The sequence below is a fragment of the Shewanella sp. ECSMB14101 genome, assembly GCF_000773485.1.
Classification (GTDB): Bacteria; Pseudomonadota; Gammaproteobacteria; order Enterobacterales; family Shewanellaceae; genus Shewanella; species Shewanella marisflavi.
In genome coordinates this window covers 1-12,581 of sequence record NZ_JSFF01000005.1, presented here as the reverse complement: position 1 = coordinate 12,581, position 12,581 = coordinate 1, and the positions used below count along the sequence as shown (strand labels likewise).

13 protein-coding genes are annotated in these 12,581 nt (G+C 50.1%); all 13 read left to right on the top strand.

The window, feature by feature from the left end; translation table 11 throughout:
• Position 1 precedes the first annotated feature (1 nt).
• Complete coding sequence (locus NY07_RS06135; protein WP_033538476.1) at positions 2 to 841, top strand: CheR family methyltransferase; 840 nt, start codon at positions 2 to 4, stop codon at positions 839 to 841.
• 153 nt (positions 842 to 994) lie between these two features.
• A complete protein-coding gene (flgB, locus tag NY07_RS06130; RefSeq protein WP_033538475.1) occupies positions 995 to 1,393 on the top strand; it encodes a flagellar basal body rod protein FlgB in 399 nt (132 codons plus the stop codon).
• 2 nt (positions 1,394 to 1,395) lie between these two features.
• Positions 1,396 to 1,815 (top strand): flagellar basal body rod protein FlgC, encoded by a 420-nt coding sequence (gene flgC / locus NY07_RS06125; protein WP_033538474.1) that lies wholly within the window; start codon positions 1,396 to 1,398, stop codon positions 1,813 to 1,815.
• A 142-nt stretch (positions 1,816 to 1,957) separates the two neighbouring features.
• Complete coding sequence (flgD, locus tag NY07_RS06120; RefSeq protein WP_283104755.1) at positions 1,958 to 2,608, top strand: flagellar hook assembly protein FlgD; 651 nt, start codon at positions 1,958 to 1,960, stop codon at positions 2,606 to 2,608.
• A gap of 62 nt (positions 2,609 to 2,670) precedes the next feature.
• A complete protein-coding gene (gene flgE / locus NY07_RS06115) occupies positions 2,671 to 4,032 on the top strand; it encodes a flagellar hook protein FlgE (RefSeq protein ID WP_033538472.1) in 1,362 nt (453 codons plus the stop codon).
• A gap of 187 nt (positions 4,033 to 4,219) precedes the next feature.
• Entirely contained in the window at positions 4,220 to 4,963 is a 744-nt protein-coding gene (gene flgF, locus NY07_RS06110; RefSeq protein WP_033538471.1) for a flagellar basal-body rod protein FlgF, read from the top strand.
• A gap of 10 nt (positions 4,964 to 4,973) precedes the next feature.
• Positions 4,974 to 5,762: a flagellar basal-body rod protein FlgG gene (flgG, locus tag NY07_RS06105; RefSeq protein ID WP_011865151.1), complete on the top strand. Its 789-nt coding sequence runs from the start codon at positions 4,974 to 4,976 to the stop codon at positions 5,760 to 5,762.
• Positions 5,763 to 5,771: 9 nt separating this feature from the next.
• On the top strand, positions 5,772 to 6,446 hold the full coding sequence (flgH, locus tag NY07_RS06100) for a flagellar basal body L-ring protein FlgH (RefSeq protein ID WP_033538470.1): 675 nt from the start codon (positions 5,772 to 5,774) through the stop codon (positions 6,444 to 6,446).
• 11 nt (positions 6,447 to 6,457) lie between these two features.
• Complete coding sequence (locus NY07_RS06095; protein ID WP_033538469.1) at positions 6,458 to 7,549, top strand: flagellar basal body P-ring protein FlgI; 1,092 nt, start codon at positions 6,458 to 6,460, stop codon at positions 7,547 to 7,549.
• A gap of 47 nt (positions 7,550 to 7,596) precedes the next feature.
• A complete protein-coding gene (gene flgJ / locus NY07_RS06090) occupies positions 7,597 to 8,589 on the top strand; it encodes a flagellar assembly peptidoglycan hydrolase FlgJ (RefSeq protein ID WP_033538468.1) in 993 nt (330 codons plus the stop codon).
• Between the two features lie 64 nt (positions 8,590 to 8,653).
• Positions 8,654 to 10,570, top strand: a complete 1,917-nt coding sequence (gene flgK, locus NY07_RS06085) for a flagellar hook-associated protein FlgK (protein ID WP_033538467.1) — start codon at positions 8,654 to 8,656, stop codon at positions 10,568 to 10,570.
• An 11-nt stretch (positions 10,571 to 10,581) separates the two neighbouring features.
• Positions 10,582 to 11,799, top strand: coding sequence for a flagellar hook-associated protein FlgL (gene flgL / locus NY07_RS06080; protein WP_033538466.1), 1,218 nt, complete (start codon positions 10,582 to 10,584; stop codon positions 11,797 to 11,799).
• Positions 11,800 to 12,019: 220 nt separating this feature from the next.
• Positions 12,020 to 12,581 (top strand): flagellin N-terminal helical domain-containing protein (locus NY07_RS06075; protein ID WP_033538630.1); only part of this gene is annotated, 562 nt, incomplete at its 3' end.

The following is a 12,581-nucleotide window of genomic DNA, read 5'->3' as shown; positions in this document are numbered from 1 at the left end:
TATCAAGGTGCCGAATAAATCACTTGCCGAAGCTGAGTACAACCAATTTAAATTGTTTCTGGAGCAACACAGCGGCATCGTGTTGGGTGACAATAAGCAATATTTGGTTCGTAGCCGACTCGCACCTTTGATGGGTAAGTACAACCTTCCTTCCTTGTCTGAGGTGGTTAAGCATTCCATGAAGCCCACCGAGCGTCAGCTTAGGGCTGAAGTGATCGATGCTATGACCACCAACGAAACCTTGTGGTTTCGCGATCGTTATCCTTTTGAGCTGTTAGGCAATAGTTTACTCCCTGAATATGCCCGTTTAGGGCGGCCGCTTAAGATCTGGTCTGCCGCCTGTTCATCTGGACAAGAGCCTTATTCATTGGCGATGACTATCTTGGAATATCAGCAGCGTAAGCCAGGAGCCTTACCTGGCAGTGCGACCATATTAGCGACAGACTTGTCCCCCTCCATGCTAGAGCGTTGTAAAGCCGCGGAATACGATAACCTGGCCTTGGGACGAGGATTATCTGATGAGCGCAAGCGTCAGTTTTTTGAACCAGGAGCCAACGGCTCTATGGTGGTGAAGGCTAATGTTAAGCGTTTGGTGAATTTTAGAGCTCACAACCTGCTGGAAAGCTACACTCTGCTCGGTAAGTTCGACATTATTTTTTGCCGTAATGTGCTTATCTATTTTGCCCCAGAGGCAAAGGCCAAGATATTGCGGCAATTTGCTGCCGCCCTTAATCCTAAAGGGATACTGTTTTTGGGGGCATCTGAGTCGATTGCCGGTTTGACCGATGAATTTGATATGGTGCGATGTAATCCCGGGATCTACTATCAAAAGCGTACTTAAGACGCTAATTACCTGAGTTAGCAATAAACCTCTCTAATGCCAGCCTCTGCTGGCATTTTTTATGCTTCGCCTTTATCTCTGCTTTTCGTTTGAATGGTTTTTATTGGCACAAGTATTGCTTTGTTTATGGCATTCGTGTGAGGAGGCAATTTTATGGCGATTAGTTTCGATAAGGCATTGGGGGTACATCAGTATACGCTGGGTATACGCTCGGCGCGTGCCGAGGTGATCTCATCTAACATAGCAAATGCCGATACCCCTCATTACAAAGCTAAAGATCTGGATTTTGATAAGGCACTTCAAGCGGCTCGCACGGCTCAAGGTGGGCTGGAGATGAGTCGCAGCGACGTAAAGCATTTCGACTTGGCGGCCTTATCAAAGCAACACATTAGTTATCGGGTGCCTAACCAACCCGACACAGGCGACGGCAATACCGTTGATATCCAGCAGGAGCAGTCTGAGTTTATGCAGAATGCCCTCGAGTATCAAATGTCGTTGGGTTTTCTTGACGGTAAGTTTTCCGGCTTGAAAAAAGCACTTAAAGGAACCTAATCATGAGCCTCTTTAATATATTCAATGTGGCGGGCTCAGGCATGTCAGCGCAGTCGGTAAGACTAAATACCACTGCCAGCAACATTGCCAACGCCGATTCAGTCTCCAGTAGCATAGATAAGACCTATCGTGCTCGTCACCCTGTGTTTGAGGCTGAGTTGGCCAAGGCAAGTCATGAGCAGCAAACCAGTCAGTCCGTTAAAGTCGCCGGCATAGTGGAGAGCGATAAACCGTTACAGAAAGAGTATTCACCCGATCATCCATTAGCCGATGCTGACGGTTTTATTTATAAGCCTAACGTCAATGTGATGGAGGAGATGGCCAACATGATCTCAGCCTCACGTTCCTATCAGATGAACGTACAGGTGGCTGAAGCGGCAAAATCTATGCTGCAACAGACCTTACGCATTGGCAAATCCTAGGGGGTAGGTTGTGAGCCTAGTTAATCCATTAAATAGCCAGGTTTCTCAGAGCTCAGCTACGCAGAGCAGTAAATCTGTGTCGCCCCAGGCGTCGAGTAGTCAACAGGCTACTCAGACCACGGGTAATCCGTTTCTTGACAGTATGCGTCTGCAAGAGAAGTCATCAATTCCTGAAGCTAAGAGCCAGGAGCTGACTCAAGAGGATTTCTTCTCCTTACTCAGTCAGCAGCTATCGATGCAAGATCCTTTCAAGCCGGTGGATAACGACCAGATGATCGCGCAGATGGCCTCGTTCTCGACCGTAGATGGCATCAGCAAGCTTAATGAAGAGATTGTTAACCTCAATACTGTGATGACCTCGAGTCAGGCACTGCAGGCATCTGGGTTGGTCGGGCAGAAGGTGTTGATCCCCTCTGATACCGGGCATATCTCAGCCGAAGACCCGGTATTGAAAGGGGTGATCAGTACCCCAGAGCCGATCGAGTCAATCACGGTACGCATCGAAGATGAAAAGGGGCAACTGATTAAGACCTTTACCGTCGATGGAAGTGATGGCGGCAATATCGATGTGGCCTGGGATGGTCTTGATAAGAATGGCGAACCTGTTGCTAGCGGCAATTACGCCATCAAGGCATCGGGCAAGGTAGATGGTAAGAGTGAAGATTTAGCCGTATCGACTTACGCTCACGTGACGAGTGTTTCCCTAGGAACGGCAAGTACCGGGGCGATTCTGAATCTCAGAGGCATAGGCGGTATCAAACTCGGTGATGTTCTGGCCGTGTCTGAAACCTAGACAAAGCAGAGCGTTAGGGCATTCGGTCCAGAACAGATTACAAATTTTTAGTGAGGTGATTTATGTCATTTAACATTGCATTGAGTGGTATCGCGGCGGCGCAAAAAGATCTCAATACCACGGCGAATAACATAGCCAACGTCAACACCACAGGTTTTAAAGAGTCGCGCGCAGAGTTTGCCGACGTCTATGCCAGCTCAATTTTTGCCAACAGCAAAACGACAGTCGGTGGCGGTGTTACTACGGCGCAGGTGGCGCAGCAATTCCAGCAGGGGAGTCTGCAATTTACCAGTAACGCGCTGGATATGGCGATCAATGGCGGCGGTTTTTTTGTGACCTCCTCTGAAGTGGGTTCACAAGATCTCTCATACACACGTGCAGGGGCCTTTAAGGTCGATGCAGACAGCTATCTGGTTAACTCGGCCGGTAATTATCTGCAAACCTTCCCGGTGGATAAAGATGGTAACTCGACGTCGGTGAGTTTAACCACCACTCAGCCGGTTAAGATCCCCGACACTGCCGGCAGTCCGCAGAAAACTGACAACATTGGCATTCAGATGAACCTTAATGCGGGTGAGTCAACCTTAGATCCTGCGGCCTTTGATCCAAACGATCCCGACACCTACAATAACTCGACTTCGGTGACCATGTATGACTCATTGGGTGAGCCACATATTCTGACGACTTATTTCGTACGTCCACCGCAAGCCGCTTATACCGGCACCAGTAACTGGGTGGCCTTCTACGCGGTAGACGGCAAGCAGGTTGACTTGGCAGGCGCTGCGGGTACATATGGTCGTGATACCACAGGTGACGGCGTAGCTGATTCAAGTGGTACAGCCGTTAATGCCGGTGGTTGGAAAGGCTCTGTGCTCTCGTTCAATGATACGGGCGCCTATACAGGTAGCGATCCGGCCGTCATTACCACTGAGCAGCTGGGCGTGAGCGGCGCCAACGTCTTGGGTCCAGGCACTGACGGCACCCAGACACTCACTCTGAACTTTAACAGCCCGACTCAGTACGCCTCGCCATTTGAGGTCACTGAGTTGAGCCAAGACGGCACCACAGTAGGTCGTTTGACTAACGTGGAAGTCGGCGCGGATGGTTTGATCAACGCCAGCTATAGCAATGGTTCTACTGTTCCTTTAGCACGCGTTGCATTAGCAAGATTCTCAAATGAGCAGGGACTGACCCAAGTCGGCAATACTTCTTGGAAGGAGAGTCTGGACTCTGGCCCAGCACTGGCGGGTGAAGCCAACAGCGGTACCTTTGGTAGCATACGCTCATCGGCGCTAGAGCAGTCAAACGTCGATCTGACGACAGAGCTGGTGGACCTTATTTCGGCTCAGCGTAATTTCCAGGCGAACTCACGGACGCTGGAAGTAAACAACACGCTACAGCAGACGGTACTGCAAATCCGTTAATCTTACCCCGAGAGATGTGTTGCCAAGCGGCAACACATTTCCGCCTCTTTTGCCGCTTTCTCTTATTTGTCCTTTCTTTGCTTTTAACTGCTTGATCTTCCCCCTACAACGAATCCTATTGCTTGGCATGATGTTTGCTTTGTTCTGTTATTAGACAGTTTTAGTTGAAACATTGACGGAGCAGCAAGTGGATAAATTACTCTACGTCGCCATGAGTGGTGCCAAGCAGAATATGCATTCGCTGGCGGTGCGTGCCAACAACCTTGCTAACGCCAACACAGATGGCTTTAAGTCAGATATGGAGCAAGCCAGATCCATGCAGGCCTTTGGTGAAGGGTTGCCAACGCGGGTGTTTTCCATGACAGAGAATCCGTCGGCCAACTATGCCGCCGGACCGATAAAGACCACGGGGCGTGACTTGGATATCGCGGTAAAAGGTGATGGCTGGATAGCCGTGCAGGCTGTCGATGGCAGCGAGGCCTATACCCGTTCAGGTAGCTTGAGTTTCGATACAACAGGCCTGCTGCGTAATGACAGAGGCAACCCTATTATGGGTGACGCAGGTCCTATCGTATTACCGCTTCCTATCGAAAAAATCGAGATTGCCCAAGACGGCACTATTTCGGTGAGACCGCTTGGCTCAACGGCCGAGGTGATCGAAGAGGTCGGTCGTATCAAATTAGTTAACCCTGGTAATCAAAACCTGATGCGCGGCGAGGATGGCTTGTTCCGTCAAATGTCTGGCGTTGTCGCCGCAGCCGATCCCAATGTCAGTGTGGAGAGCGGCGCTATCGAAGGCAGTAATGTTAATGCCGTCGATGAGATGGTCTCTTTAATCGATCTGCAACGACAGTTTGAGATGCAGGTCAAGATGATGAAAACCGCCGAAGAGATGGATCGTGCCTCTTCGTCATTAATGCGCATTAGTTAGGAGATAGATTATGCATCCGGCGTTATGGATTAGTAAGACTGGCTTAGATGCCCAGCAAACAGATATCTCGGTGATCTCCAACAATGTTGCCAATGCCAGCACTGTTGGTTACAAAAAAAGCCGAGCCGTTTTCGAAGACCTGCTCTATCAAACTGTGAATCAGGCGGGCGGGATCAGTGCCTCCAATACCAAGTTGCCCAATGGTTTAAACATAGGCGCAGGTACTAAGGTGGTCGCGACTCAGAAGATGTTTACCCAGGGTAATATGCTGACCACAGATAACTCACTGGATCTGATGATTGAGGGCCCAGGCTTCTTCGAGGTGCAGTTGCCAGACGGCACTACGGCCTATACCCGAAATGGTCAGTTTACCTTAGATGATACCGGGCAAATCGTGACTCCAGGGTCAGGCTATGTACTGCAACCGGCTATCACTATTCCCGATGATGCGACGAGCATTACGGTGTCCGCCGAAGGGGAAGTCTCGGTGAAGACACCCGGCGCGGCTGAAAACCAAGTGGTGGGTCAACTGAGTATGTCTGATTTCATCAATCCGAGTGGCCTGGATCCTATGGGGCAGAACCTCTACTTAGAAACGGGCGCCAGTGGCACACCTATTCAGGGGACAGCATCACTGGATGGTATGGGCGCAATACGTCAGGGGGCGCTGGAAACCTCTAACGTTAACGTGACCGAAGAGCTGGTCAATCTGATTGAGAGTCAGCGAATCTATGAGATGAACTCTAAGGTGATCTCGGCCGTCGACCAGATGCTCTCTTACGTCAATCAGAATTTGTAGAGGTTTGAGATGACTAAGTCGCTTATTTTAGTGGTCGCCATGGCGTTGGTGGGTTGTAGCTCAACCATTCAGAAGCCGATTGCCGATGACCCTTATTATGCGCCAGTGTATCCCGAGGCGCCGCCGACAAAAATTGCGGCAACTGGCTCCATGTATCAAGACAGCCAAGCATCTAGCCTCTATTCAGACATCAAGGCGCTTAAGGTTGGCGATATCATTACCGTGATATTGCAAGAGTCGACTCAGGCGAAAAAGAGCGCCAATAATGAGATCAAGAAGGGCTCGGATCTGAGTTTAGATCCCATCTATGCCGGTGGCGGCAATGTGACCATAGGCGGTACGCCTATCGATCTGCGCTACAAAGACAGCATGAATACCAAGCGTGAGTCAGATGCGGATCAGAGCAACAGCCTGTCTGGCAGTATCTCCGCCAATGTGATGCAGGTGCTTAACAACGGTAACTTAGTGATCCGCGGCGAAAAGTGGATCACCATCAATAATGGCGATGAGTTTGTCAGGGTAACCGGGATAGTGCGCTCACAAGATATTCGCCCCGATAACACTATTGATTCTCAACGCGTGGCCAATGCCCGTATTCAATACAGTGGTACAGGCACCTTTGCCGATGCTCAGAAAGTGGGCTGGCTAAGCCAGTTCTTTATGAGTGACTGGTGGCCCTTCTAAGGAGCGATGCCATGAAGATCAAAATAATTTTGGCCTGTGCCCTGATGGTGTTTTCAAGCGTCAGTTCGGCCCAGCGCATTAAAGATATTGCTAATGTACAAGGGGTGCGTAGCAATCAGCTGATTGGCTACGGCTTAGTGGTGGGTTTGCCTGGTACGGGTGAGAAGACGCGTTATACCGAGCAGACCTTTAAGACTATGCTGAAGAACTTCGGCATCAATTTGCCCGATAACTTCCGCCCTAAGATTAAAAACGTCGCCGTTGTCGCGGTGCACGCTAATATGCCGGCGTTTATCAAGCCGGGTCAGACCTTGGATGTGACCGTCTCAAGTCTTGGTGAAGCCAAGAGCCTGCGCGGTGGCACCTTGCTGCAGACTTTCTTAAAAGGGGTCGATGGTAATGTCTATGCCATAGCACAGGGCAGTATGGTGGTTAGTGGCTTTAGCGCCGAAGGGCTCGATGGCTCAAAGGTGATTCAAAATACCCCCACTGTCGGCCGAATTCCTAATGGCGCCATTGTAGAGCGCACTGTTGCGACCCCATTTTCGACCGGGGATCATCTGACCTTTAACCTACGCCGCGCCGATTTTTCGACCGCAAAACGTCTGGCCGACTCTATCAACGAGCTGTTAGGTCCAGGCATGGCCCGTCCGTTAGATGCCGCCTCTGTGCAGGTGAGCGCACCGCGTGATGTCTCTCAGCGTGTGGCATTTTTGGCGACACTGGAAAATATCGAAGTAGAGCCTGCCTCTGAGTCGGCCAAGGTGATTGTGAATTCCCGCACCGGCACCATAGTGGTGGGTAAAGATGTACGTCTACTCCCAGCGGCTGTGACCCATGGCGGCCTGACCGTAACCATTGCTGAGGCGACTCAGGTATCTCAGCCTAATCCGCTGGCGGGCGGCAATACAGTCGTGACCACTGACAGCACCATAGATGTCTCTCAAGAGGATAACCGTATGTTCCTGTTCAATCCCGGCACTACGCTGGATGAGTTGGTTCGTGCGGTGAATCTGGTTGGCGCCGCGCCTTCAGATGTGTTGGCGATACTTGAGGCGTTAAAGGTGGCAGGTGCTTTGCATGGTGAACTTATCATCATCTAAATTTTGTCACAGACGATTTAGTCGTCGCAAAGGCATCGGGACTCAACATGGATAAGCTGTCAAACTCATCGCATTTCTTGGACATAGGGGGCCTGGACTCCCTACGTGCCAAGGCGCAAAAAGATGACAAGGCAGCGCTTAAAGAGGTGGCGCAGCAGTTCGAAGGTATCTTTGTGCAGATGCTGATGAAAAGCATGCGTGACGCCAATGCCGTGTTTGAGTCCGACAGCCCCATGAATAGCCAATACACCAAGTTTTACGAGCAGATGCACGACCAGCAGATGTCGGTCAATCTGTCGGACAAGGGGATGCTGGGCCTTGCTGATCTAATGGTGCAGCAACTTTCGCCGCAGACCAGTCAGCTGACGCCTGCTTCTGTGCTGCGTGGTGGCATGGTGAGTCCGATTGCCAATAGTACTCAACAAGCAGTGCCTCAGACTGAGCTTCAAAGTAAGGAATCGAGCGCCGACAAGCCTCTGCCTCACATATTTGATGAACTGGTGAGCGGCAAAGTATTGCCGTCGCAGGCATCGACTGCTTTGGCAAATAAGGGATTTGAGAGCCGCGAGGCGTTTGTGAAGGCGATTTATCCCCATGCCGAGCAGGCTGCGAAAGCGCTGGGTACCAGCCCTGAGGTATTGATTGCCCAGTCGGCACTCGAAACCGGTTGGGGACAGAAAATGGTGCGCCGCGCCGATGGTCAGCCCAGCAATAATCTATTCAATATTAAGGCCGATCGCCGCTGGGATGGCGAACGCGCCGGCGTGAGTACCCTGGAGTTTGAACATGGGGTTGCGGTGAAACAGCGCGCCGACTTTAGGGTGTACCAGGATATTAAACAAAGTTTTGACGATTTCGTCTCATTCATTTCCGAGGGCGCTCGTTATCAAGAGGCGATGGAGCAGGCCGCTAATCCCGCTGCCTTTATCCGTGGCCTGCAAGACGCCGGTTATGCCACAGATCCAGATTACGCCGATAAGGTGATCAAGGTGATGCAGGCCGTAACCAAAGAACTCGGTGCAGCCATGCTTGGCGAGTAATGAGCGGAGAGTGATAGGTGATGAATTCTCAATTAACAACAGGTGAAACAAGGGGTAAAGCATAATGTCGATGGATCTGCTTAATATCGCCCGTACCGGCGTGCTTGCCTCACAGTCACAGCTGGCGGTGACCAGTAACAATATCACTAACGCCAATACGCATGGTTATCATCGTCAGGTGGCAGAGCAATCTAGCCTGGAATCTCAACGTCTGGGCAATAGTTTTTATGGTGCCGGTACCTATATTACCGACGTGAAACGTATCTATAACGAATATGCTGCGCGTGAGCTGCGCATCGGTCAGACGGCGATGAGTCAGGCGCAGACGACACAGACCAAGATGAGCGAGCTTGACCAGCTGTTTTCTCAGATAGGCAAGGCTGTGCCTCAGAGCCTTAACGATCTCTTTGCCGGGCTGAATAGTTTGGCGGATTTACCTGACGACATGGGTATTCGTGGCAGTTTGCTGGGCAATGCCGATCAGATCGCCAAGGCGCTAAACCAGATGCAGTCGCATCTCGATGGTCAGATGAAACAGACCAACGACCAGATCTCGGCGATGACAGATAGGATTAACGAGATCAGCACTGAGCTTGGTCATATCAACCAAGAGTTGATGAAGTCCCAGGGTGCTGATATGCAGTTGCTCGACAAGCAAGATTCCTTGATCCAGGAGCTCAGCGAATACGCTCAGGTTAACGTGATCCCACTCGAATCTGGCGCTAAGAGCATCATGCTGGGTGGCGCTGTGATGCTGGTGTCTGGTGAGGTTTCGATGCAGATGGGCTCAACCACTGGCGATCCTTATCCTGGCGAGTTGCGCATCACCAGCACCGCAGGCAGCCAGACGTTAGTTGTCGACCCCAGCAAGATGGGTGGCAGCCTGGGGGCCTTGTTTCAATTTCGTGATGACACTTTAATTCCGTCTCAGCTGGAGATGGGTCAGTTAGCCTTAGGGATCGCCGACAGTTTTAATCAAGCCCAGTCTCAAGGCTTCGATCTTAATGGTGAGGTGGGTAGCGATCTCTTCTTGGATATCAATGATCCCGCCATGTCCGTTGGCCGTGTCGGGGCTTATGAGAATAACACAGGCAATGCAGCACTTAGGGTCAACATTGATGATGTCAATGCCCTGTCTGGCGGCAGCTATGAGCTGAGCTTTACTGCGCCAGCTACCTATGAACTCAGGGATCAAGAAACCGGCACTGTGACGCCATTGACCTTAAATGGCACTCAGTTGACCGGCGGCGATGGCTTTAGCATTAATATCGATTCTGGTGTCATGGCGTCGGGCGATAGATTTGAGATACGTCCAACATCAGGAGCCGCAGCCGGTATCAAGGTGGTGATGACAGATCCTAAGGGGATCGCCGCTGCCGCACCCAAGATAACAGAAGATACCAGTAACTCTGGTAATACTCAGGTGAAACTGGTGAGTATCGATAATCGCAATGCGGCTAATTTTCCGTTAACCGGCAGTGAGCTGACCTTTGCGATAGATACTACGGCAAATACCTTTGAAGTGTTTGATGCAGCGGGAAATTCTCTTGGTGCGCCAGCAGCATTTACTCCGCCGTCTATCAGCGCTTATGGCTTCACCTTTGAGGTGGATGCCAGTGCGCCAGCCACAGATAGATTTACCTTCGATCTCAGCTTTGCCGAAGGGGATAACACCAATGTGGTCGCCATGGCTAAGCTTGCGGAAACCAAGCTGATGAACAATGGCGGTTCGACCCTTGCCGATGTTTATGAAGGCACCAAGTTGCAAGTTGGCGGCAAGGCAAAAGCTGCCGAGGTCGCTCTGGGGTCAGCCGAAGCGGTTTACTCCCAAGCTTATACCCGAGTGCAGAGTGAATCAGGGGTCAACCTGGATGAAGAAGCTGCCAACTTGATGCGTTTTCAACAGTCATATCAGGCATCGGCTCGTATCATGACCACGGCCACTGAAATTTTCGACACCTTATTTAGTTCGGTGAGATAGGAGCTTTTATTATGCGGATCTCAACGGCGCAGATGTTTAATCAAAACATTAATAGCGTGCTTAACAAGCAATCGGCAACCAGCAAGATCATCGATCAGATCGCCAGCGGCAAGCGAGTCAATACCGCGGGGGACGATCCTGTGGCGGCGATTGGTATCGATAACCTCAATCAGCAAAATGCCTTGGTCGATCAGTTTATGAAGAATATCGACTATGCCACCAATCGACTGGCCTTGACCGAGAGCAAGCTAGGCAGTGCCGAGACGCTGGCTAGCTCAGTAAAGGATCAAATATTAAGGACGATCAATGGTGCCCTTAGCGGAACAGACCGGCAAACTATTGCCAATGAGATGAAATCGAGCCTCGAAGAGCTACTCAGTATCGCCAATAGTAAAGATGAATCAGGCAATTATCTTTTTTCGGGCAACAAGACGTCGACTAAACCGTTTTCGTTCGATGCTACTGGGCAAGTTGTTTACAGCGGCGATAGCGGCATACGGCAAGCAATCGTGGCATCGGGCGTTACCATAGGCACCAATTTGCCGGGTGATAGTGCCTTTATGAAAGCAGCCAATCCATTGGGTGACTTTAGTGTCAATTATTTGCCGGGGCAAACAGGCGATATCTATATTGAAAGTGCAAAAATAGTCGATCCAGCAGGTCACGTGCCTGTAGCTCCCGAGCAGTACACCTTTGACTTTGCCGATAATGGCGCGGGTGGTCTTGATTTAACGGTAACAGACTCTGCTACGCCTGCGACCACCTGGACGTTTGCTAATTTTGATGCCAGTAACCCAGTTAGCTTTAACGGTATAGAAGTGACAATTGACGGGGCGCCCGCTGCGGGAGATTCCTTTACGCTGTCACCGCAAACCGAAGTCAGTATTTTCGATACCATTAACCAAGCGATAGCGCTTCTTGAAGACCCATCAAAAGCCAATACCCCGCAAGGTGATTCCGAATTGGCACAGTTATTGAATCAAATGAGTGGCGGTATGCAACAGATAGATTTTGACAGAGGCATAGCGGGTAATGACCTTAAAAGGGCTGAAAGTTATCTATCAACCCACACTGAGGAAAAACTGGTGAATACCTCTGCACTGTCGCTGTTAGAAGATCTCGATTTTGCCGAAGCCATTACTGAGCTTGAAAAGCAGCAGGTGGCACTAAATGCGGTGTCTAGCGTATTTACTAAAGTCGGATCAACAACCTTGTTTGACTATATATAGAAAAATTTGAATCGAATGATCTGCAAGGCGACTAATTAGCAAGCAGATTGGATGCATCGATTACCACGATATTTTATATCAGCAATGTTCAAGGGTTATCGACCTGAAGTTACTGTTCTAGAGATCTAGAGAGTAAATGAGCAGTTTGGTTGATTAACCTGATTAACACGTTTAGCCAAGCTCCTAGTCTTGGCAATGCTACTACTAAGAGGAAAGCAATATGGCTATTACAGTTAACACTAACGTTACGTCAATGAAGGCACAAAATAAGTTAAATAGTGCTAATAGTAACCTGCAAACATCCATGGAGCGTTTGTCATCAGGGATGCGTATTAATAGTGCAAAAGATGACGCCGCAGGCTTGCAAATTGCTAATCGTTTGTCAAGTCAAATAAATGGATTGGGCGTTGCCGCGCGTAATGCTAACGATGGTATTTCGATTGCACAGACCGCCGAGGGAGCGATGCAGGAATCGACTAATATTTTACAGCGTATGCGAGACCTATCGCTGCAATCGGCCAACGGTTCAAACTCTATTGAAGATCGCTTGGCAATGCAGAAAGAACTATCAGCATTGCAAACAGAGCTGACCCGGATCGCTGATACGACCTCTTTTGGTGGTCAGAAGCTGCTTAATGGAAATTATGGTACCCAATCGTTCCAAGTGGGGGCGAATGCTAATGAGACTATCTCATTAACTATAGGAGATGTCTCTGCTGAAACAATCGGTAAAGATGGCAAAACGGTAACAGGTACCTACACTGCTTTGGAAACCACTGCAG